Origin of the sequence: Micropruina sp., assembly GCF_027492755.1 — a bacterium.
GTDB lineage: Bacteria > Actinomycetota > Actinomycetes > Propionibacteriales > Propionibacteriaceae > Micropruina.
On the sequence record NZ_JAPUED010000224.1, the window covers coordinates 5,565 to 28,164 of the forward strand.

The following is a 22,600-nucleotide window of genomic DNA, read 5'->3' on the forward strand; positions in this document are numbered from 1 at the left end:
CCGGTGCCAGAAGCCGCGGTGCTGGCCCTGTTCGGCGGCTGTCCCCGGGCCCCAGGGTGAGGCGGACGCCGGGGTCGGGCCGGGGACCGGATCCCAGGATCCCGGCTGGCCACGCAGCAGGGTGAGATCGTCGGCGTCCCCGGTGGCCGGGAACTCGGCGGTCGGCTGGCCGGCGGCCGTGAACTCTGTCGTGGGCGCGTCGGACGTCGAGCCGGTGCCGCCGGGCCTGCCGTCCGAACCCGGTTCACTCAGCGCCGGGCCGCCCGGCGGGATGACCGGGGAGCCGTCCAGCGGGGCACCGCAACGGGCGCAACGCGGGGCCCGCAGCGTCTGTCGCAGACCGCAGGCAGGACAGGTCGGCAGCGCCATCACGAACTCCTCCCCTTGAGCCGGCCCGTCCCCCACCTCGCCAACCGGCCATGCGTCACCAACGATGCCAGGTTCAGCCGGGCCAGCGGACGCCGCCACCAGGGCAGGTCCTTCACGATGGCCCGCCGGGCCTCAGCCACACCCTGCCAATACTGCGCCACCGTGGCGGAGCTGATCTCACCGGCCCCGAACACGGCCGCGTCCGCAGCCCGGCCCAGGTCGCGGACGTCGTCGCGGCCGAGCAGCTCGCCCGCCTCCAGCCGGGTACTTCCCACCGGCACCGGACGGCCGGCGTCGCGGGCGGCGTCCAGCACCTCGTCCCAGCCGCCGGCGATGCGGGTGGACGGCTGTCCGCGGGTCCGCCGGCCGCGGCTGCGCAGCGCCTTCAGGCCGAGGATGATGCCGACGATCAGCGCCAGCACCCCGAGCGGCGGGCCCACCACGCGAAAGACGGCCCAGAACGCCCGCCAGAACTGCTCGGACGCCGGAAGCTCGGCACGGGCGGAGGCCGGATCGGTGTCGGTCATCTCGTCATAGCTGCCCGGCGGCGGCACCGGGTTGGGCGGCGGCACGTTACGGATCGACTCCTGATCGTTGTTCTGCCGCTGGTTCTTCTCCGGCTTCTTGCTGCGATCGGGAGTGAACACCGAGGTCGGCACGCTCACCCAGCCGTGGCCGGCGACCGAGAGCTCCACCCAGGCCCGAATGTCCTTGCCACGCACCTCACCGCCCTCGGGCACCTCGGCGCCGAAAACCACCCGTGCCGGGTAGCCGAGCCGGCTCGCCATCAGGGCGAAGGTGGCCGCGTACTGCTCATCGCTGCCGACGAACTGCTGCCCGGTGACGAAGCTGGTCAGCCGGTACTGGCCGTGCCCGGGCAGGTACTGCTCCTCCCCGGCCCGCGTGCCGTCGCTCCACGCGCCGTCGGTGCGCAGCGCCTTCGCCACGTCGGCCAACTGCGTCCATTGCTCGGCGTCGCCGGCGGCGAGCCGCTGGGTGGTGCCGGCCAGGAAGGCCGTCGTCGCGTCGTCCTGCCGGACGCCGTCGCCCGGCGCCGGGTCGCCGGTCATCGCGTCGAAGCCGGGCAATGGAGCAGAGTCGACCACCACCAGGTCGTCGGCCCGCAACCGGTCGGGCACGAAGCCCTGGTCGGTGGTCAGGTTGAACCGGTAGTTGTCGCGGTGGTCCTGTGCCCCCGGGCCGTCGAAGGCGATGGCGGAGACCCTGCCCAGTGAGGGCAGCCACGGGTTGAGTGACGGGTTGTCGGCGTAGCCGGGCAGCACCCGCACCATGGTCTGGGTCACCCGGTCGCGGGGCGGGTCCGGCACGCGCGCGCCGAGCCGTTGGAAGCCGCTGCCGTCGGCGACACCGTCACCCAGCCCGCTCCAGCTCGCGCCGGACCAGCGGTCGAGCACCGCGATCCGCAGCTGCGCACCGGGCGCCGCGCCGTCCACCTGCAGCAGCGGGGTGTCCCAATAGAGCTGCAGGTCCTGCCCCGAGAAGGTGCGGAAACCGACCAGCGGCGTCGGATACTGCCGGACGTCGACCGGCGGTTCGAGCTCGGCGCGCAGCACATGACGTTCATCGGCCACCCCGGGCAGCACCGGCGCCAGGGCCAGCCCGCCGAGCAGTGCAGCGGCCAGCATCGCCGCACCCAGGCCCAGCTGTAGCCGTCCCGGACGCCCCGAGCGCAGCACCCGTCTGGTCCGCGGGAACCGCACCGCCAGCCAGCCCAGGGCGAGGACGGCGAACCCGAGCCCCTGCAGCCGCAGCAGCGGGGCGTCCAGGGTGCCCAGCGCGATCACCAGGCAGAGCAGCACCAGCGGCACGGTCAGCGGCAGCCACGCCGAGCGGGCGCGCCGGCCGACGCAGTGCCCGATGCTGCCGGCCAGCAATGCCAGCACCCACGGCAGCGCCAGCAGTTCGCCGTTGCCGTCGACCGGCGCGAGCGTGGTCAGGAACTCCATCCAGCCGGTCACCAGCGAGGCACCCAGCGCACCGATCGCGTCCGGCGTCGGCAGCACGCCACCGACCGCCAGTCGCGGCACGGTCAGTGCCGGCCCGAGCAGGAAGTAGAAGGCCCCGGCGATCAGCACCGCGGCCGACCACGACCAGCGGAACACGTTCGCGACATGGGCGGCGAGCACCCCCAGCAGCACACCGACCACGGCGACCGCCAGGAACCGGAGGTTGTCGAAACCGGTGACGAAACCGGCCAACGCCAGCAGGCAGGCCGCGACCAGGAACCCGGCGTCCACCAGGTCGGGGCTGGTCGGACGCAGCAGCTTCAGCCGGGCGGTGAGGGTGTGCCCGGTGGTGCCGGGCTGAGCCTGTGCGTGGATGACCCTCACTGCACGCTCACCCCCAGCAGCACCCGCGGCAGGTCCTCGAGCCGGCCGATGCTCAGCACGGTCATCCCGGACGCCTGGCGCAGCGCCATCGCCCCGCCGCGCTCGGCGGTGATCGCGAAGGTGTGCACCTCGGGCGCCAGGTGGGCGCGGGCCCGGGCGAACGAGCCGAAACCGGCCTGCGAGCCGGAGATCAGGATGGCGACGCTGGCGTCCGGGGCCAGGTGGGCGAGCCGCCCGACCGACGGCGCCAGCGGCCACGGACCGTGCTCGGCGCGGGAGAAGGTGTCCAGGGCGAGCGCCGGATGCGGCTTGGCGGCGGCGTGCTCGCCGACCACGATGGTCAGGTCCATCTCGTCGGTGAGCGCGCGGACGGCGACCGAGGCGGCCACCGAGATGGCCAGCTCGAACTCGGCGTCGTCGGCGTAGCCGGCCGGGTCGGCGTCCACCACGACCGCGACATGGGAGCGCCGAGTGTCCAGGAACTGCTTGACCAGGAACGCGCCGGTGCCGGCGGCGCCGCTGAGTTTCGCCGAGGACCGCCAATGGATGTAGCGGCGGTCGTCACCCGGGGCGTATTCGCGCAGCGTGTGGAAGGCCAGGTCACTCATCGAGGTGTCGTTGGTGGTGTGGCCCTCGAGGTCGCGCAGCAGTCCCGAGCCGAGCGGTTCCAGCGGCACCCGCCGCGGATGCACGAACAGCTCCAGCCGCTCGGTCCAGGTGATCTCGCGCCGCACCAGGCCGAAGGGGTCGCCGCGCTGGGTGACCACCGGGCCCAGTTCGATCACGCCACGCTGCTGGGTGGGCACGATCACCACCTCGTCGTGGACGGCGCCGGCACCCAGCGCGGGCAGGGTGAACCGGCCCAGCGCCTGGCCGACCGGCAGCTCCAACCGGATCGGCAGCACCGGCGTCCGGGCCAGGTTGGTGACGCTGACCCGGGCCGCTGACGACTCCCCCACGGTCACCCGCAGCGGGTCGGCCTCCAGCTCGACGGCCAGGTTGAGCCGTCCGAGGGTGAAGCCGCAGGCGATCAGGAAGCCGATCAGCAGCACTGCCGCCAGCAGTGCGAACTCACCCCAGCCGAACAACACCGCCAACAGCCAGGACGCGCCGGCCAGCGCCAGCACCGCCCAGCCGAATCCGGTGACCGCGGCCAGGATCCGGGCGACGGCGTCCAGGAGGGGCCGGACGGCGCTCCGGTAGGGCTCGGAGGCGGTCCAGAGGCGTCGGAAGGGGCGGACAAGGGGTCTCGACAAGCTCGACCAACGGGTCCGCTGGTTGAGCTTGTCGAAACCAGGCTCGTCCTGGGTGGGTCTCGACAAGCTCGACCAACGGGGCCAACGGGACCGACGACCGCGCGACCGATCCTCCGACCCGGAAGGGGTCGGAGTCGGCGGGCGGACGCGGGTCTGATCGGACATCTGGAATCAGTTGCGCCGATCGGCCGGGGCGGCAACCGCGGCCAGCAGGTCGTCGATCACCTGCTCGGCGGTCACCCCGGAGAACTGGGCTTCGGCGTTCAGGATCAGCCGGTGGCTCATCACCGGCACCGCCAGGTCCTTGATGTCGTCCGGGATCACGAAGGCGCGGCCCTTGGCGATGGCCCAGGTCTTGGCGGCCCGCACATACGCCAGGCAGCCGCGCATCGACAGCCCCAGCTTGACCCGGGCGTGCTGGCGCGACTCCTGCGCCAACTGGCTGATGTAGGCCAGGATCGCCGGCTCGACATGCACCTCGTTGGCGAAGTTCGACATCTGCGCGACAGCGTGGGCGGCGATCACCGGGTTGACCTGCGCCGAGCGGTCCCGGTTGGCGGCCTGCGCCATCAGCTCGACGGCGACGTCGTGGTCGGGGTAGCCGATCGAGCTCTTCATCAGGAACCGGTCCAGCTGGGCCTCCGGCAGCCGGTAGGTGCCGGCCTGCTCGATCGGGTTCTGGGTCGCGATCACCATGAACGGACGGCCCACCGCGTGGTTGACACCGTCGACGGTGACCCGGCCCTCCTCCATCACCTCCAGCAGCGCCGACTGGGTCTTCGGCGAGGCCCGGTTGATCTCGTCGGCCAGCACCACGGTGGCGAAGATCGGGCCCTTGTGGAACTCGAAGGTCTGCTTGTGCTGGTCGTAGACGGTGACGCCGATCACGTCGGAGGGCAGCAGGTCGGGGGTGAACTGGATGCGGCTGTGGCTGCCCTGCACGGTGTTCGCGATCGCCTTGGCCAGCTGCGTCTTGCCGGTGCCCGGATTGTCCTCGAGCAGCAGATGGCCCTCGCTGAGCAGGCAGGTCAGCGCGATCCGGATAATCTCGCTCTTGCCGCGGATCGCCAGCTCGACGTTGGCCACCAGCTGTTCGAACGTCTGCTCGAACCAGGTCGCCTGGTCATCGGTGATGCTCATCGTGCTCTCCTGTTGCGTCGTTTCCTGCTCATACTCGCGTCGTCCGATCTGTGCCGCTCTCGCTCCGGGGCGGTCTCGACAAGCTCGACCAACGACGATCGGCTCGTCATGCCGGTCTGCTGCCGTACCAACGCCCGGACGCCTCGCCGCAGTCGACCTCGACCCAGGCGCTGTCGGGATGGATGCCCCAGTAGGCCTGGGTGATCCGTTCGCCGTTGCCCTGCGACCAGTTCGTCCGGAACCTGGTTCCGTAGCTGTCCCGGACCCGGCATTGCAGGGTGCCCTGCGCGTTGGAGATCCGGGCCCCGACGTAGCGGCAGTGGTTGCTGAAGTCACAGTCGGCCGGAGAGTCGGTGGTGTAACCGCCCCAGATCACCGTCACCGTCGGCTTGGGCGGATCGGCCGAGGTGAGGGCGATCGTCCGGGTCTGGCTGCGCGAGCCGTCGCTGACCACCACGGTGAAGGTGTGGCTGCGGCTGTAGCCGCCCAGGTCACGGGTCACCGCGCGGCTCCAGGTGCCGTCGCGGGCGTCGGTGCTGGCCAGGTTCGAGCCGTCCACGCTGACCCGCAGCGCCCGTCCGTTCGGGTTCACGTTCACGGTGAAGCTCACGCTGGTGCCGCTGGCTGCCCCGCTGCTCAGCGAGAAACCCTGGATCGGGCCGTAGGCGGTCGCCGAGGCACCGCCCGAGGCTGGTCCGCAGCGTTCCTCGTTGCAGACCTGCAGGGTGAAGTTGTAGGCGGCGCCGTCCGCGCCGACCCGTACGGTGCGGTCGAAAGCCTGCCCTCGGGCGGAGGCCGAGAAGCTGTCCACCACCGCGCCGTTGGCCATGATCCGCACCGTGGAGGAACGGCCGCGCGAGTCCGGCGCGGTGCCCTGCACCCGGATCGTCCGGTCGCTGCCGGTGGCGCTCACCCGCGGCGCACCGGGCCGCTCGGGGGTTCCCACCGCCTGCCAGGAGGCGCGCGCGGCGGAGGTCTTGCCGGCACCGTTGCGGGCGGTCACCTCGTAGCTGTGGGTGGCGCCGTCGTAGGTCACCCGGTCGTCGGTGCAGGTCGTGCCCGCAGTGTGGGAGCAGATGGTCTTGGAGCCGTCCCGGACCACCGAGAAGGTCAGGTCGGCCGGCCCGTTCTTGTCGGGCAGGTTCCAGGCCACCCGCAGGGCGGTCGCGGCACCGGTGGCGGTGGCTGCGGTGAAGGTGGGTGCCTTCAGGCCCAGCGGACGGCCCGCCGACTGGCCCTGGATGCGGGCCCCCGGGCCGATCGTCAGCTCGTTCTCGGCGGCCAGGGTGATCGAGTAGATGGTGTTGTTGTCGAGCCCGGTGATCACCTTCGAGGTGGCCGACCCGGGAGCCCGCAGCTTGCGGCCGTCGACCAGGATGTGGAAGGTCTTCACCGCGGTGCCCTCGAACTTCACCGGGTTCCAGCTCAGTGTCAGCTGGTGGTCCTGCGGGTTCGACACCCGCAATCCGGACGGCGCCGGCGGCGGCTGGTCGGGCCGGATCCGGCGGCTCGGCTCGCTCCACTCGCCGGCCCCCGCCTTGTTCAGCGCCTGCACCTGGAAGGTGTACCAGGTGCCGTTGGTCAGCCCGCTGATCCGGCACGAGGTTGCCGGGCAGGGGGTGATCCGGCCGCGGCTGTCCCGCACCCGGTAGCCGGTGATCGGCGACCCGTTGGCGGCCGGCGCCGTCCAGCTCAGGGTTTCGGCCTTCGACTGCACCTTGGGTCCCGGACGCGGCGCGCCCGGCTTGCCGGGAACCCCGTAGACGGTCAGCGCGAAACGTGCCGTCACCTGCCGGTCGGTGCGGCCGTGGTCGGCGACGTCGGTGCCGGTGACGTCGAACTCGATCCGGCCGTGCGCGTCACCGGGCGGGGTGAAGGTGACGGTGGTTCCCGAGATGGTGAACGGCGTGGACGGCCCGCTCACCTGGGTGACCTTGACGATGCCGGGCACGGCGTCCGACAAGGCCGAGGTGATGCCGACCGGCACCCGCACCGGGGTGCCCTGCTTGATGTCGGCGTAGCTGCGGCCCTGGATGGTCGGCAGCGGTGCCTCACTGATCTTCACCGTCAACCGCTGGGTGAGGGCGCGCGAGCCGGCCACACCGATCTCGAGCTCGGCGGTGGTGCCGGGCCGCGACGCACCGGACGCGCCGAGCTCCAGGGTGCGACCGACCTGGAGATCGACGCCGGCGGGCGCCTCGGAGACCCAGCGGGCCGTGTAGCTGAGTGCCGCCAGGTCGTCCGGGTCGGGCGTCCAGACGTTGCACAGGCTGCCCAGGTCGAGGCTTCGCGGCTGGCCGCCGGCCGGCAGGGTGATCGGGGCGTCCGGGCAGCGCAGCACCGGCGTCGGCGGACCGACCTGCACCGGAATCGTCACGTAGGAGGTGAGTACGTCCTCATCGGTGGCGGATTCGCCGTCCATCACCTGCAGGGTGACCGCGCCCGGCCCGACATAGCCGTCGCCGGCCGTCACCCGGAAGCTGGTGTCGTTGACTGCGGCGATCGCCACTTTCTCCGCGGGTGAACCCGACAGCGTGTCGGTGGTGGTCAGCCGGACGTCCCGGTTGCGCGGCGACATCACCACGTCGCCCAGCCGGACGGTCTGGCTGCCGTCGGGATCGAGGCCGATGCGCGCATCGGGCCGGGCCACCGGTGCACCCCCGCCGCTCGGCGGCACGAAGAGCAGGGCTGCGCTCTGGGCACCGCGCTCGTCGGTGACCAGATACGGAATGACCTGGGGCGCCTCGGTGACCGGCACGGTGATGACGCCGCCGACGACGGTGATCGCCGGATCGCTGCGCAGCACGGACGCCGTGAGCCGCTCATCGCGGCCGTCCGGATCCCAGGCGCGCTGCAGCACGTCGGCCCTGGCGACCTTGCCGTCGACCACGGCCACCTCGTCGAAGACCACCGGCGGGTTCTCGTAGCCCTCGCGCGGGGTGATGGTGATGCCGGCGGCCGGTCCGGTGCCACCGTTGCCGCGCAGCGCGTACTGCAGCAGCAGCGGCTGCCCGTTCTCGGGCGCCTGGGCGGTGATGAAACCGTCCTTGCTCACCTCCACCCCGGCCGGCAGGGTGTCGTTGAGCGACTTCAGCGGGGCGATGCCGACCTTGTCGGCCCGCGCCATCAGGTCGTTGGCCCGGGCGTCCACCCGGATCAACGCCCCCGGCGCGGCCGTCACGTTGTCCTCGATGGCGATCGGCGGCTGCGGCGCGCCGGGTGGTGTCACCGCGACCCGGACGATCGCCGCCGCCTGCTTGCCGTACCGGTCGGTGACCATCATCGAGAAGGTGTCGGTGCCGACGTTGCCGGCGTCCGGGTAGGCCTCATAGGTGACCGAGGTGGGGCTGAAACCGACCACCCGCCCCAGGTGGGGCGACGACCCGATGCCGGCCACGGTCACCGAATCGCCGTCCGGGTCCTGCGACGAGGTGGGCAGCGAGATCTTGATCCGCTGACCGGCAGTTGCCCGGGCCTCGATGTCGCCGGGACGCGGGGCGTGGTTGTCGTCGGCGGTCTCCGGCTGCGGCTTGACCGTCACGCTCACCTCGCCGCGGGTGCGTTCCCCGCTCGGTGACTGCGCGTAGTACTCGATGGTGATCTCGCGGGTCTCGGTCAGGCCGGTCGGCGCCACGTAGCGGATCTGGTCGGCGTGCACCCAGGCCTGCCCGGCGTCCGTCGCCTCGGCGGTGCTGGCCGCCTCGTACAGCGGCAGCTGGCCGACGACGGCGGTGCCGTCCAGGTTGCTCACCAGCGACAGCCGCGAACCGGCCGGGCTGGTGTCGTTGCCGAGTGCGTTGATCAGCACCGTGTCGCCGTCGCGGACGATGGCCCGGTCCTTGCGGGTGATCGGAATGTCGCTGCCGACCGCCCGCAGCTGCGCGACGGTGACGTCACCCTTGGCGCTCTGGTAGCCGTTGCTGACCGTGTAGTGCACGGTGAACGGGTTGGGGCTGATCCGATCGGACCGCGGGCTGAGCAGCAGCCAGCGGCCACCGATCACCGCGACGTCCACGTCGGCCTCGGTTTCGGCGGACTGCACGGTCAACATGCCGCCGCGCGGGTCGGCGTCATTGGCCAGCACATCGACCCGCACCGGGTTGGTGCCGCGGATCGCTGCGGCGTCCGGCATGGTCTGCGGCACGAAGCCGGCGTCGTCCTTGGCCACGTCGATGCGGATCTGGCTACGGTCGACACGCGCCGAGCCGTAGGCGGCGACATAGTCGAGGAAGTACGGCCCGGGACGGCTGGCGACGACCGTGACCAGCCCGGAGCGCTGGTCGGTGCTCACCTTCAGGTTCGCCTTGGGGGCGATGTCGCCGCCCAGCACCAGCCGGGCGTCCGGGGTGCGCGGATCGGAGCCGGGCAGGTCGTTGGCCAGCGGGCGAATCACGATCGGCTTCCCGACCTGGCCACGGACGCTGTCCGGGTTGGCGACCGGTTTGCCGCCGGTCAGCGCCTTCTCGCCGAGCACGGTCACGTTCAGGTCGGAGCTCACCTCGTTGCCGGGCACGTCGGCGACCCGGTAGGTCAGCTTCTTCCGGACGTCGGAGCTCTCCCCGCCGGGGGTGTACTCGAGGCGTCCGTCGGGCGTGGTGGGCACCGCCTCCCCGCCGACGGTGGCGTCCATCAACAGCACCGGGTCGCTCTCCGGGTCACGCCAGTCGCCCAGCGGCGCGACCGTGAGGGTGCCGAAGGACGGCACGCTGTAGTCGGGGCTGCTGGCGCCGTCGCGCAGGTGCGGCTTGTCGTTGTCCTCGGGGCGCTTGATGTCGATGCTGACGGTCGCGTCGTCCTCGTGATAGCCGTTGCCGGCGACGTAGCGGAAGGAGAAGTCCCTTGCCTGCGCCGGCGTCGTCACCTTGAGCGCCTGGCCGTCGGGGGTGATGTCGACGCGGTAGCCCTCCGGCACGCCCCGGACGGCGCTGATCATCAGGATGCTGCTGATCGAGTCAGTGTCGTTGTCGAGCGGGTGGACGATCTGGGTGCGGCCCGCCCGGGCACCGAACCGGTCGTCGTTGGCGTGCGGTTCGGCGTCCTTCAAGGCGGGCTTGTCGGACTTCTGCGGATCGTTCGGGTTCTGGTTCGGCTTGGGCTTGATCTTGTCCCAGTTGTCGACCCGGAGCTGCTGGTCGAGGTCGAACACCCGGCCGTCGGCGGCGTCGTTGAGCACCAGGCTGTTGCGGTTCACCCGGAACACCGGGCGGATCAGCGGCTGGGCACGGCTGGTGACCGCCATGTTCTCCGCGGTTTCCTCGCCGCAGGCGCGCACGACGGTCGTCGGGGTGCCGGCCCAGGCGCCGAAGTCGCAGCCGGCCAGCCGGACCGGGGCGGCCGGCGTCGAGCCGATGCCCCGCGCCACCTCGGCGCTGATCCCGTCGGTGAGACCGATCCGGATCAGGCTGTCGGGCAGGGCGAGCAGGACCCCCGGGGCGTCCGGGCCGCTGTGCTGGAGGCGTCCGGCGACCGCGGCGGTGACCTGCTTGGTGCGTCCGCCGGGCAGGATCACCAGACCCAGCACCTCGTCGTAGACGACGGCCTGGCCGCCGACCGCGGCGAGCTGCACCGAACGGACGGCGGTGGCCAGCTTGCCGCTGACCGGCTCGGTCAGCCGTCCGTCACGGACGGCGATGGTCACGGTGTTGCCATTCACCCCGGCGACGTGCACGGTGCCGTCCGTGCCGACGGCGAGAGCGACGGTCTGCCCCGTGCTGCCCGCGGGCGGTTCGCCGATCTCGGCGACTGCGGGCTGCGCCGGGTCGAGGGCACGAAGGTCGGCGACCCGCTCGGCCGGGTCGTAGCGTCCGGCCCAGATCTTGCCGGTGGCCGGATCGACGGCGGCGACGGTGCCGCCGCGCATGTCGACGATGCTGCCCGGACGCAGATTGATCACCTGATCGGTGGCGTTGGTCACCGCGGAGGAGTCGATCGGGACGAGCGATCCGCCGGCGGCGTCGTACTCGACCACCGCGGAGCCGTCCTGCAACACGTTCAACTCGGGCGTGCCCGCGGACCCGGGCAGGTCGAGGAAGGCGTCCAGGCCCACCGCGGATTTGTTGATCCGGCCGTAGGACTGCTCGGCGTCGTTGGTGACCCAGATGCCGGAGTCGTGCAGGTCGAGTTTGTTCACCGGGTAGCCGACCGACACCACAGCCAAGGTGGCGATCACCGCCAGGGTCAGCGTCGCCACGAGGCCGGGCAGCACTCGCACGATCGACCTGGCACGCATGATTTGGGCGAATCCTCCACCGCTCGGCCGGGTTGATTGGGGTTCCCCGGCGACAGGATGTCCTTCCGGTGAGCCTAAACGACCGCCGTGCCAGGCCCGAATCCTGCCCGCGGGGAGCACTCCCCGGCACTCGTCATCCCGGATGCGATCCAGCGACCTGACACCCCCGTCATCCCGGACTTGATCCGGGGTCTCCGAGCAGTTCCCGAGCGCGCCGAGATCCCGGCGTTCGCCGGGATGACGGGGCAGCCGGGATGACCGTGGTGTTTCGTTGGTCGAGCTTGTCGAGACCTCACCCTCCCGATCAAGCCGGGAGTCCTACTCCGGTGCTACCGTGGTGGCATGAGCCAGGTCAAGTTGAGCGTCAGCCTCTCTCCCGAGGACGTGGATGCCCTCGACGCCTACGCGCAGGCGGCCGGGCTGAAGTCTCGGTCGGCCGCGATCCAGCAAGCCATCCGGATGCTGGGCAACTCCGAGTTGGAGGACGCTTACGCGGCGGCCTGGCGGGAATGGGAGGACTCCGGGGACGCGGAGTCGTGGGCCGCCACTACCGCTGATGGGCTCCAGTGATGCTGCGCGGCGAGATCCGGCTGGTCGATCTCGAACCGGCGCGTCCCGGTGCGGCGAACAAGCGCCGTCCGGCCGTGATCGTCAGCAACGATCACGCGAACACCGTCGCAGCCCGCCTCGGCCGTGGCGTGATCACCGTTGTCCCGGTCACCAGCAACATCGCGAAGATCTTTCCGTTCCAGGTGCTGCTACCGGCCCACGAGACCGGAATCCGAATGGACTCCAAGGCTCAGGCCGAGCAGGTCCGGACAGTGTCGGTCGAACAAGTCGGCGCCGTGCTCGGACGACTCCCCGCACCATTGACCAAGCAACTCGACGATGCGCTCCGGCTGCATCTCCAACTGTGAGGTCCTGTCCCCTCAGACCGGCCCCGCGACGGCAGCACTTGGGCGGACGCGCGATCGCCACACTGCCGATCGACGCGGACGGCGTCGCCAACTGGCAACCGATTCGGCGGGCCTCTCGCCTCACCTGCCTCGGACGAGGTGTGAATCGGTCGCCAGTTCACGAGCCTTGGGGAGGTGGGCGTCCGCCGAGCGGAGTTGACCGGGTCAGGGGCCGCCGGTCCCGGCGCCGCTTCCGGGCGTCGGGTTCATCGTGGCGAAAAGCGCCAGCAGGAAGAAGAGCGCGACGCCGACCACGAAACCCTGGGCGAGCCAGTTCAGCCACCGCGGCGTTCTCTTGCTGAGGAGGGACACGATCACCACCGCCAACGCGCCGGCGCCGAGCACCAGCCCGGGCAGCGGCCAGAAGTCCGTGCCGAACAGCCCGGCCAGTAGGCCGAGCGTGACGAACAAGCCTTGCCGGCCGGCCAAGCCGCGCACCTGGGGTCGCGCAGGGGTGGTCATACCCGGTGAATGTACACCGGCGTCCGAGCCGCCCCACCCCGGTGGTTGAGCTCGTCGAAACCCCAGTCGGCCCGGCAGGTTCCGGGTCTCGACAAGCTCGACCAACGGAGACCCAGGCTGACCGTCGCCTAGGGCAGCAGCTCGAGGTCGTCCACGGTGACGATGCGGGCGGCCATGGCGTACTCGACCAGTCGCGCCTTGCGGGACGACGCGAGCTTGCGTGCACCGCCGCGCAGGCCCCGGACGCCGAGGTCGGAGAGCTTCTCGCAGACGTTGTCGAGCTTGCGGTTGAATTTGGTGATCGTCCAGCCGAGCCGCTGGGCGGCGGCACCGGATTGCGGCACGTGCCCGGCGCCGCGCTCGCCGCGGCGCAGCACGTTCTCGCACAGCGCCACGATCAGCAGCTTCTGTTCCGGGGTGAGCTGGACGCGTCCGATCGTCACGGTGCCGTCGGAGGCCGGGACGGCCTCGACCGGTTCGTAGCTGGAATCGTCGAGATAGATGTCGAACTCGTAGGTGGTCGAGCCGGCGGTGAACCAGACCACGGTGTGCGCGAAGACCAGCGGCAGCGCGCCGCCGGGCGCCAGCCAGGCCTGCAGGCCTCCGTTGCCGTCCGAGACCGTGGCGGTGAGTTGCGAGCCGACGTTGTCGAGCCACCACAGACCCTGCCGTTCACCGACCATCAGGAACACCCGGTGCAGGAACGGGTTCTCGTCGTCGACCACGACGTCCGCTTCGCGTCCGACGGTCAGCGACTCCCCCGGTCCCCGCCGATACAGCTCGCCGAGGAAGTCCACGGTCATCGTGCTCATCGCACACATCCCTTCTCGAAGGTCCTGGACGCATCGTGTCCGCTGGCCCGCTTCACCCGGACCCACAGGCAAACCTGCTTGTCGCGAGGCTGATCAGGTAACCGTAGCCAGGGTTCGGCCACGGGGCGAGGTCGACCGTTCTCGGTGAGCTTGTAGAAGTAGCTGTCGGTGGGCAGCGGGTTGGCGTAGGTCCAGCGGAAGGTGACGACAGCTCCCGTGCGTTCGCCGACGATCTTCGGTTTCCCGGGCGGCAGCTCTGCGCTCCCCGGATCGGGCACCGGCTCGGAATGGATCGGGCTGGTCGTCGGACGCGCTTCGGGCCGGACGCCACCGGTGGCCACCCAGATGCCCGCAGCCACCAGCACCACCGCGACCAGGCCGCCCGACCAGGCCAGCACCCGCGGCGGCCTTCGCTGCTCGTCGTCGGCCAGGTCATGCTCCAGCGAGGTGGCCGGACGGTGCACGGTGGCATCCTCGGGACCGTTCACACCCTGCACCTGCGGCGTCCGCCGCCTGGTGTGCAGGTCCTCGGTCGGCGGCGTCTGACCGGTGGGCGTCTGCGCCGCCAGCAACTGGGGACCCTGCATCCGGGTCTGGTCGTCGCCGGCGCCCGGCGCGGACGGCCCGGCCACCTCCTCGGCGACCACGATCTCGGTGCGCGGCAGCCGCAGCTCCTGCTCGATCACCTGCAGCGACCGGGCGAAGTCCATCGCGCTGGCCGGCCGCAACCCCGGATCCTTCGCCATGCCGGCCTTCAGCAGTCGCTCCAGGGAGGCCGGGACGTCCGGACGCCCGGTGTCGGGCACCGGCTGGTCGCGGATCCGCTTCATCAGCGCGTAGTGGGAGTTGTCGCGTCCGGGCTGTTCGAACGGCGAGCGACCGACCAGCAGGTGCCACACCGTGGCGGCCAGCGAATAGACGTCGGAGCGGGCGGTGGCCGGCGCCGTGACGTAGAGCACCTCCGGCGGCGACCACGGCACCGACACCCCGGTGTCGGCGTCCTCGGCCTCGCTCACCTCGGCCGCGATGCCGAAATCGGTCAGCCCGGGGGTACCGTACTGGCTGGTCAGCACGTTCGCCGGCTTGATGTCGCGGTGCAGCAGGCCGGCCCGGTGCGCGGTCTCCACCGCGCTGGCCAGCTGAACGCCGATCCGCAGCGCCTCGGGCACGGTGAGCCGCTCGGCCCTGACCCGCTCGGCCAGGCTGGCGCGCGGGTAGTACATCATCACCAGATACGGACGGCCGTCGGTGGTGCTGCCGGTGGCGTACACCGGCACGATGTGCGGATGCTCCAGCTGCGCCATCGCGTTGGCCTCGCTGCGGAACCGCTGCGCCACCCCGCGTCCCAGGTCGGTATCGCGCAGCACCTTGACCGCCACCCGCCGGGCAGGCAGCGCCTGCTGATACAGGTAGACGTCGGCGTAACCGCCCGCACCGAGTTTGCGGACGTAGCTCAGACCGGGAATGACGGGGGCGGGTCGTTCGGTCACCGGGTCAACTCACGGTCCTTCGGTCACCTCGAAGGTGAAGCTGAACACGCCGGCCAGGATCACCTTGGTGCCGGGCTCGATCATCACCGGATCGTTGGGCCGCAACGTCACCGGATGCTCGCCGGGCGGCACCACCTGGGTGCCGTTGGTGGAACCCAGATCCTTGACCGCCACATGCCAGTACTCGAGACGCACTTCCAGATGCTGGCCGGAGATGTCCTTGTCGGGGTCGATCAGCTTGACCAGGTTGGGTTGCTCGCCGGAGTAACCGACCGGCACCCGCGGGTTGCGGCCGAGGATGCAGCCCCGGTCGAGCAGCACGGTGTCACCGTTGGAGAGTCGCAGCACTCCCAGCGGCGGACGTGGCACCTCGACGGGCTGCTGCTGCGGCAGCGGTCGACCGCAGATCCGGCAGGTTCCGGCGTAAGCGGGGCTGAGATGGCCGCTCGGGCAGCGGGCGGCGACCACGGTCTGGACGCCGGCGTCCGGAAGCTGGTCGCGGCTGATCGTCCGATCGGACGCCGCGTCCCGCGGTTCGCCGGCCATCGCGGGGGCCGCGGGGGTCGGTGCCACCGCCGGGGCCGGTGAACTCCAGGGTAGTGATTCGATGAATGACGGACGTTCGTCCGGACCGGTCGGGGCCGACGGCGGCGGGGCCGGCAGGTCGGCGAACGGGCTGGTGAACGGCGTCGGCAGGGTGTGCCCGGTGGCCGACTCCGGGCTGGCCGCTCCGGGGACGGGCGCCGCAGCCGTGGCTGGGGCGTTCGGTGCGGGCGGGCCGTCCGGCGCGCTCGGCTGGTCTCCGAACGGCACCACCGGGGCAACCGCTGCGGCCGGCGCCGGGACTGCGGCAGTGCCCGCTGCGGCCGGAGCAGCGCTGGGCGCGGGCGGCTCGGCCGGCGAGTGCATCGGCGGCGCGACCCGGGGAGCCACCGGGGAGTCCCCGGCTCGTCGCTGCACCTGCCCGGCCAGCACCACGGAACCGGCGCTCAGCGGGAGCGTGGCGGCGTCCGGCGCTTCGGGATCGAGCAGCAGATAGCCGTCAGCCTGGACGATCCGGTCGGCCCACAGTCCTCGTCCCTCAACCGTGTGCGCCCCGGCCCGGGCGCGGTAGCGGCCGCGCACCACGGTGCGCAGCCCCTCATCGGTGTGCTCGGCCAGCGCAAAGTGCTCAATGGCCCGCAAACCGGGGCTGACCAGGAGTTCCAGTACCTCGTCCAGGCCGGCGGCGGGGTCGCCGACCAGGTCGTGGAGTCCGGGTACCAGGCCGGCGTCCGGCGGCAGGTCGACCAACACTGCCACCCGCGGTCCCCACACGGCGAGCGCGCTGCCCGGGCTGTACGAGTACGCCGGTTCAGCCATCAGCGCTCTCCTTCCAGCACGGTCCGCGGCACGGTGATCTCGTCACCGGCTCCATCGTCGCCGCCCCGGACGTCAATCACCAACACGGTGACATTGTCCCGCGCCGGAGTCGCCAGCACAGCCGCAACCAACGCTTCGGCCGCCTCGGTGGCGTCCGGATGAGCAGCCAGCACGGCGGCGATCTGGTCGTCGTCCAGCTCGGAGGTCAGGCCGTCGGAGCAGAGCAGAAACCGCTCGCCGGGAACCTGCGGCAACACCCAGACATCGACCGACGGTGCCGGTCGCATGCCCACCGACCGGGTGATGATGTGCCGCGCCGGATGCTCGCGGGCCTGCTCGGCGGTGATCAAACCCTCGGCGAGCAGTTCCTCGACCTCGGAATGGTCGACGGTGGCACGCTGCAACTCACCACCGGCGTAGCGGTAGACCCGTGAGTCCCCCACGTTGAACACGGCCCAATGCGGGGTGCCGCCCACGATCACCTCGGCGAGCCCGGTCACCGTGGTGCCCAGTCCACGCGCCTCCGGATGCACCATGCCGTGCCGGACGACGGCCGCGTTCGCCCTGGCCACCGCCACATTCAGTAGAGCCGGGCGGATTTCGTCGACGTCGTCGAGCTCGCTCAGCGACTCGATCGCCAACCGGCTGGCGACGTCCCCGGCGGCGTGGCCGCCCATCCCGTCGGCCACCACCCAGACCCGGTCACCGGCCAGGTACGCGTCCTCGTTGAGTGCCCGCACACGGCCCACGTCCGAGGCCGCACCCACAGCGACGTGCGGCATGAGATCCCCCTTCTCATCAGCCGGGGCGCCGCCCGGCGTCCGCGTCAGATTACCAAGCGCGCCCGGTAGCCGTTCCCCAGGTCTCTCGCACACCGGGGGACGGTTCTCCGGCATCCGATTTTCGAACGTCCGGGGACGGTTCTCCGAGATGCGAGTTTCGAAGATTCGGGGACGGTTCTCGGAGATGCGATTTTCGAACGTGAAAGAACCGTCCCCGGACATCCGAGATTCGAACGTGAAAGAACCGTCCCCGAAAGTTCGAGGGCGTCAGCGGCGGCCGGCGTAGAAACGGCCGAGGAACTCCTCTTGGAAGGCGTCGAAGTCGCCGGTTTCGATGGAGGCGCGGATGTCATCGACCAACCGGACGGTGAAGCGTTCGTTGTGGATGGTGGCCAGGGTAGAGGCCAGCATCTCTTTGGCTTTGAACAGGTGGTGCAGGTAGGCCCGGGTGTAGTGGGCGCAGGTGTAGCAGTCGCAGTCGTCCTCGATCGGTTCGAAGGCGCGGCGGTGCTTGGCGGTGTTGACATTGAACCGGCCGTCGCGGGTGTAGAGCGCGGCGTTGCGCGCGACCCGGGACGGCATGACGCAGTCGAAGGTGTCCGCACCGGCGGCGATGGCGGCGAAGAAGTCGTCCGGCTCGGAGATGCCGAGCAGGTGTCGCGGCTTGTCGAACGGCAGTTCCTCGGTGCACCAGCCGACGATGGTGCCGAGGTTCTCCTTCTCCAACGCTCCGCCGATGCCGAAGCCGTCGAACGCCTGACCCTCCACCTCGAGCTCGGCCAAACCACGGGAGGCATGCCGTCGGAGATCCTCGTACTGGGCGCCTTGCACAACCCCGAACAGCGCTTGATACGGCTTGTCGCTGCGAGCGGCGGTGAGCTCGGAGTGCGCGGCCAGGCATCGGACGGCCCACGCGTGCGTCCGCGCCACCGACTGCTCCTGGTAGGCCCGGGTGTTCATCAGCGTGGTCAGCTCGTCGAAGGCGAACATGACGTCGGCACCCAGTTCATGCTGGATGCGCATGCTCACCTCGGGGGTGAACCGGTGCCGATCGCCGTTGAGGTGACTGGTGAAGGTCACCCCGTCGTCGTCGACGTGCGCCAGCCGGGTCTTCCCCTCGGCGATCACGTCGTCGTCGGCGAGCCCGACGGTGTCCATCGCCAGCACCTTCTTGAACCCCGCGCCCAGGCTCATCACCTGGAAGCCGCCCGAGTCGGTGAACGTCGGACCAGGCCAGTTCATGAAGGCACCGAGACCGCCGGCGGCGTCCACGATGTCCGAGCCGGGCTGCAGGAACAGGTGGTACGCGTTGGCCAGCACCGCCTGCGCCCCCAGTTCGGCGACCACCTCCGGCAGCACCGCCTTCACCGTCGCCTTGGTCCCCACCGCGACGAACGCCGGCGTCCGGATCTGACCGTGCGGAGTGTCGATCACACCCGATCGGCCCTTGCCGTTGGCCAGCACCGCCCCCGGTGTGAAGGAGAAGGAAGCACTCACGATTCGGCCCTTCGCGACGCCGACCAGGGCAAGGTGCCACCGTTGAGCGGGCGTGGACGAGACAACGGCCCGGGGCACCGATCAGCGGTACGAAAAGAACCGTCCCCCGCGTACCACTCACGAGCGGAACGAAAAGAACCGTCCCCCGCGTACCACCTTTGAGCGGAACGAAAAGAACCGTCCCCCGCGTTCCACTCCAAGACTCGGCACACGCGGCACCCTCGCGGACCGCAACCGTGAAGCGGGCCGGGAGGGGAGCTCGAGGCAGGTGGGTGGGCGTCCGGAAGATCCGCCGAGCTTGCGAGGCGGATCTGGAGGTGGGCGGCTCGGGCTCCCCTCCCAGCCCGCGGCAACAGACTCGCACCCGAAGCCGGCATCAGACTCACTGGCAGAGAAGGCAACAGACTGAGCCCCACAGAAGGGGATGCGAGGTGTTCACGCACGCGTCAGCGCTTGCAGTTGCGCCAATGCCACGACACCCGCGGTGGATGTCCGCAACACCGCGTCCGCGATCAGGGTCGGACGGCCGCCCGCCTCGGCGAACAGCTCCAGTTCCTCGGGGGTCAGGCCGCCTTCGGGACCGATGATCACCATCACCTCGCCCTCGGCCGGCAGGTCGGCCACGGACGGCCAGACGTCCGCGCCCTCGTGCAGCACCAAGGTGAGCGCCGGCTCGGCGACCCGGAGCGCAAGTTCCGGCGTCGTCAGCGGCGGGCTGACCCGGGGCACTCGGAAGCGGCGCGATTGCTTGGTGGCTTCACGGACGATGTTGCGCCAGCGGGCCAGGGCGCGCTCGACGCGGTCGGGCGCCCATCGCACCACCGACCGGGACGCCTGCCAGGGCACGATCTCGTCAACGCCGAGTTCGGTCAGCATCTCGAGGGCCAGCTCGGTCCGGTCGCCCTTGGCCAGCGCCTGGACCACGGTGAACCGCAGCGGCCGCGCCGGGTCAGTCAGCACCTCGGCCACCTCGACCGTCAGACCGTTGACGTCGGCGGTCAGTACCGGTCCCTTGATCGCGTTGCCGATGCCGTCACTGACCAGCACGATCTCGCCCTTGCGGATCCGGCGCACGATCGCCGCATGTCGGCCCTCGTCGCCGGTCACGGCGACCGTGTCGCCGACCGCCGGAGAGTCCAGATCCGCCAGGAACAATGCTTCGGTCATTGTGTGAATGCGTCCTTCAGCCAGCCGAATACACCCTTGTGATGCTTCTCCACAGCGATCTCGGCACCCGCCTCACCCCGCGCCTCGGCCAGTTGCCGCAGCAGGTTCCGCTGGTGTTCGTCGAGCTTGCTCGGAGTCTGCACCAGTAGCGTAACGCCGAGGTCGCCCCGTCCGGCGCCGCGCAGCCGCGGCACGCCGCGTCCGGCGATCGGAATGCGGGTGCCCGACTGGGTGCCGCTCGGGATGGACAGCCGGACGGTGCCCGCCTCGGCGTCCATGTCGTCGCGTTCGGCCTCCAGCGTCGGCAGGGTCACCTCGGTGCCCAGCGCCGCCGCCGTCATCGGCAGCTTGATCACCATCTCGAGGTCGTCGCCGTTGCGCTTGAAGGTGTCGTGCGGTTCGACGCTCAGCTCCACGTACAGGTCGCCGGCCGGACCGCCGCCCGGGCCGACCTCGCCCTGGTGTTCCAGGTGGATCCGGTTGCCCGCGTTCACCCCGGCCGGGATCTTCACGTTGATGGTGCGCTGCGAGCGGACGCGCCCCTCACCGGAGCATTCGCCGCACGGGTTGGGGATGGTGGTGCCGTAGCCGCGACACACCGGGCAGGGCTGGGTGGTCCGGATGTCGCCCAGGAACGAGCGCTGGATCTGGGTGATGTCGCCCTGGCCGTGGCAGGTGGTGCAGGTCACCGGCTCCGAGCCGTCCTTGGCGCCCGAGCCGTTGCAGGTGCCGCAGATCACCGCGGTCTCGACCCGCACCGGCTTGGTGACGCCGAAGGCGGCCTCGGAGAGCGTCAGCGAGAGCCGGACGAGGGCGTCCTGGCCACGCCGCACGCGTGAACGGGGGCCGCGGGCTCCCGCTTGACCGAACATGGCGTCCACCAGGTTGGTGAAGTCGAAGCCGGCAGCGCCACCACCGCCGGGGAAGCCGAAGCCGCCGCCCGGGAAGCCGCCGCCGGATGCCATCGGGTCGACGCCGCGGTCGTACATGGCGCGCTTGTTCGCGTCATGCAGCACCTCGTACGCCTCGCCGATCTCCTTGAATTTGTCGGCGGCGTCGGCGGTGTCGGCGACGTCGGGGTGGTACTTCATGGCCAGCTTGCGGTAGGCCTTCTTGATCTGTTCGGACGTGGCGTCGCGGGACACGCCCAGAACGTCGTAGTAATCCTTGGTCAACATCATCCCTCTGCCAGGAAACGGCCAACGTAGCGGGCGACCGCCCGCACCGAGGCCATGGTGGTCGGATAGTCCATCCGGGTGGGGCCGACGATTCCCATGCTCGCCCAGACATCGTCGCCGTGACTGTACGCGCTGGCCACGACCGAGGTCGACTGCAGCGGCTGGTACGGGTTCTCGTGTCCGATGCGGACGGTGACGTCGCTGGACCCACCAGCTTCACCCAACAACCGCAACAGCACGACTTGTTCCTCCAGTGCCTCGAGCACCGGCTTCACCGTGGTTTCGAACTGGTCGCCGAACCGGGTCAGGTTGGGCACGCCGCCGACCACCACGCGGGTGGCGGGATCGGCGGTGGCCAGCTCCAGCAGGGTGGCGATGACCACCGAACCGACCGGACGGAGATCGGGCGGCAACTCATCCATCATGGTGCTCAACCGGTCGACGGCCGCGGAGGGCGCACAGCCGACCAGCGCGGCGTTGAGTCGTCCGCGTAGTTCGGAGAGTTGTTCCTCGCCGGCGTCGATCAGGTCGATCGGACGCTGCTCGACCCGGCCGGTGGAGTTGACCAGGATGACCAGTCCGCGCCCCGGGGTGAGCGCCAGCACCTCGATCAGCCGGATGGTCGCGCTGGACAGCACCGGATACTGCACGATCGCGACCTGTTGGGTGATCTGGGCAAGCAGCCGGACGGTGCGGCGCACCACGTCGTCGACATCGAGGGCGCCGGCCATGAAGGTCTGGATGGCCCGGCGCTCGGCCAGCGACAGCGGCTTCACCGCGGCCAGCCGGTCGACGAACAGGCGATAGCCCTTGTCGGTCGGGATCCGGCCGGCGCTGGTGTGCGGCTGGGTGATGTAGCCCTCTTCTTCCAGCACCGCCATGTCGTTGCGGACGGTGGCCGGTGAGACGCCGAGGTTGTGCCGTTCGACGAGCGCGCGGGAACCCACCGGCTCCTGGGAGGAGACGTAGTCGGTGACGATGGCACGCAGGATGGAGAGCTTGCGGTCGTCCAACATGGCCCTCCTCAGCACTCGCGCGACACTGGCACTCTCGGTGGTCGAGTGCCAGTGTAGTGGAAGCCGACGGTTTCTCTCGTCCGGCCAGTCCAACGGCTACCCTGAGCCATCGCCGTCGAATCCCTGGTGCGAGGTTGCCGTGACCCTGATCGTCCTGAGCGCCGCCGCGTTGGCCGCCCTACTGCACGTGTACATCTTCCGGCTGGAGTCGTTCCGCTGGCAGGACGACCGCACCCGCAAGATCTTCGGGACCACTGTGGAGCAGGCCGCGACAACCCGGCAACTGGCCTACAACCAGGGCTTCTACAACCTGTTCCTGGCGATCACCGTCATCGCCGGCATCGTGACCTTCGCTTGGCCGGCGGTTTCGCTGACCCTGCTGATCGTCGGCCTCGGTTCGATGCTGGCAGCGGCGATCGTGCTGGTGACCCATGACCGGTCCAAGCTACGCGCGGCGCTCGTCCAGGGCACCCTGCCGCTGATCGGGCTGCTGGCTCTGCTGGTCCGTCTGGTGACCGGCTGAGCATGCGGCG

Annotated in this window: 17 protein-coding genes; 3 read left to right on the forward strand and 14 right to left on the reverse strand. The window is 70.6% G+C overall.

Annotated elements, in window-relative coordinates; all coding sequences use genetic code 11:
* The 5 genes from Q0066_RS15500 to Q0066_RS15520 all read right to left on the reverse strand — a co-directional run.
* Positions 1-369: hypothetical protein (locus Q0066_RS15500; protein WP_298134611.1), on the reverse strand; the 369-nt coding region annotated here is incomplete at its 3' end.
* Entirely contained in the window at positions 369-2,720 is a 2,352-nt protein-coding gene (locus Q0066_RS15505; RefSeq protein ID WP_298134614.1) for a transglutaminase-like domain-containing protein, read from the reverse strand. The genes Q0066_RS15500 and Q0066_RS15505, both read right to left, overlap by 1 nt.
* Positions 2,717-3,976, reverse strand: a complete 1,260-nt coding sequence (locus Q0066_RS15510; RefSeq protein WP_298134616.1) for a DUF58 domain-containing protein — start codon at positions 3,974-3,976, stop codon at positions 2,717-2,719. The genes Q0066_RS15505 and Q0066_RS15510 overlap by 4 nt, the downstream gene beginning before the upstream one ends.
* Positions 3,977-4,147: 171 nt before the next feature.
* A complete protein-coding gene (locus Q0066_RS15515; RefSeq protein WP_298134619.1) occupies positions 4,148-5,116 on the reverse strand; it encodes a MoxR family ATPase in 969 nt (322 codons plus the stop codon).
* 106 nt (positions 5,117-5,222) lie between these two features.
* Positions 5,223-11,345, reverse strand: coding sequence for an Ig-like domain-containing protein (locus Q0066_RS15520; RefSeq protein ID WP_298134622.1), 6,123 nt, complete (start codon positions 11,343-11,345; stop codon positions 5,223-5,225).
* A gap of 342 nt (positions 11,346-11,687) precedes the next feature.
* Here Q0066_RS15520 and Q0066_RS15525 point away from each other — a divergent pair, with 342 nt between their 5' ends.
* Together Q0066_RS15525 and Q0066_RS15530 are read left to right on the forward strand one after the other, a co-directional pair.
* Complete coding sequence (locus Q0066_RS15525) at positions 11,688-11,915, forward strand: ribbon-helix-helix domain-containing protein (protein WP_298134625.1); 228 nt, start codon at positions 11,688-11,690, stop codon at positions 11,913-11,915.
* The gene (locus Q0066_RS15530) at positions 11,915-12,262 is read left to right on the forward strand and encodes a type II toxin-antitoxin system PemK/MazF family toxin (RefSeq protein WP_298134628.1); all 348 of its coding nucleotides are present in this window, start codon (positions 11,915-11,917) and stop codon (positions 12,260-12,262) included. Before Q0066_RS15525 ends, Q0066_RS15530 begins: the two co-directional genes overlap by 1 nt.
* Positions 12,263-12,466: 204 nt before the next feature.
* Here Q0066_RS15530 and Q0066_RS15535 read toward each other — a convergent pair whose 3' ends face one another.
* The 9 genes from Q0066_RS15535 to hrcA all read right to left on the reverse strand — a co-directional run bounded on the left by Q0066_RS15535 (position 12,467) and on the right by hrcA (position 22,067).
* Positions 12,467-12,763: a hypothetical protein gene (locus Q0066_RS15535; RefSeq protein ID WP_298134630.1), complete on the reverse strand. Its 297-nt coding sequence runs from the start codon at positions 12,761-12,763 to the stop codon at positions 12,467-12,469.
* A gap of 128 nt (positions 12,764-12,891) precedes the next feature.
* Positions 12,892-13,575, reverse strand: a complete 684-nt coding sequence (locus tag Q0066_RS15540) for a hypothetical protein (RefSeq protein ID WP_298134633.1) — start codon at positions 13,573-13,575, stop codon at positions 12,892-12,894.
* Positions 13,572-15,065 (reverse strand): serine/threonine-protein kinase, encoded by a 1,494-nt coding sequence (locus Q0066_RS15545; protein WP_298134637.1) that lies wholly within the window; start codon positions 15,063-15,065, stop codon positions 13,572-13,574. The genes Q0066_RS15540 and Q0066_RS15545 overlap by 4 nt, the downstream gene beginning before the upstream one ends.
* A gap of 9 nt (positions 15,066-15,074) precedes the next feature.
* Entirely contained in the window at positions 15,075-16,427 is a 1,353-nt protein-coding gene (locus tag Q0066_RS15550; RefSeq protein ID WP_298134639.1) for an FHA domain-containing protein, read from the reverse strand.
* On the reverse strand, positions 16,427-17,209 hold the full coding sequence (locus Q0066_RS15555; RefSeq protein ID WP_298134642.1) for a protein phosphatase 2C domain-containing protein: 783 nt from the start codon (positions 17,207-17,209) through the stop codon (positions 16,427-16,429). Before Q0066_RS15555 ends, Q0066_RS15550 begins: the two co-directional genes overlap by 1 nt.
* A gap of 267 nt (positions 17,210-17,476) precedes the next feature.
* Positions 17,477-18,706, reverse strand: coding sequence for a tRNA guanosine(34) transglycosylase Tgt (gene tgt / locus Q0066_RS15560; protein ID WP_298134644.1), 1,230 nt, complete (start codon positions 18,704-18,706; stop codon positions 17,477-17,479).
* A gap of 435 nt (positions 18,707-19,141) precedes the next feature.
* Entirely contained in the window at positions 19,142-19,873 is a 732-nt protein-coding gene (locus tag Q0066_RS15565; protein WP_298134646.1) for a 16S rRNA (uracil(1498)-N(3))-methyltransferase, read from the reverse strand.
* The gene (dnaJ, locus tag Q0066_RS15570) at positions 19,870-21,048 is read right to left on the reverse strand and encodes a molecular chaperone DnaJ (protein WP_298134666.1); all 1,179 of its coding nucleotides are present in this window, start codon (positions 21,046-21,048) and stop codon (positions 19,870-19,872) included. Before dnaJ ends, Q0066_RS15565 begins: the two co-directional genes overlap by 4 nt.
* Before the next feature lie 2 nt (positions 21,049-21,050).
* Positions 21,051-22,067 carry a heat-inducible transcriptional repressor HrcA gene (gene hrcA, locus Q0066_RS15575; protein WP_298134648.1) on the reverse strand — a complete coding sequence of 339 codons (1,017 nt, stop codon included), beginning with the start codon at positions 22,065-22,067 and terminating at the stop codon, positions 21,051-21,053.
* A 139-nt stretch (positions 22,068-22,206) separates the two neighbouring features.
* On the opposite strand from hrcA, the gene Q0066_RS15580 reads away from it, so the two are divergent.
* Positions 22,207-22,590: a DUF1304 domain-containing protein gene (locus Q0066_RS15580; protein ID WP_298134651.1), complete on the forward strand. Its 384-nt coding sequence runs from the start codon at positions 22,207-22,209 to the stop codon at positions 22,588-22,590.
* Positions 22,591-22,600: the final 10 nt, after the last annotated feature.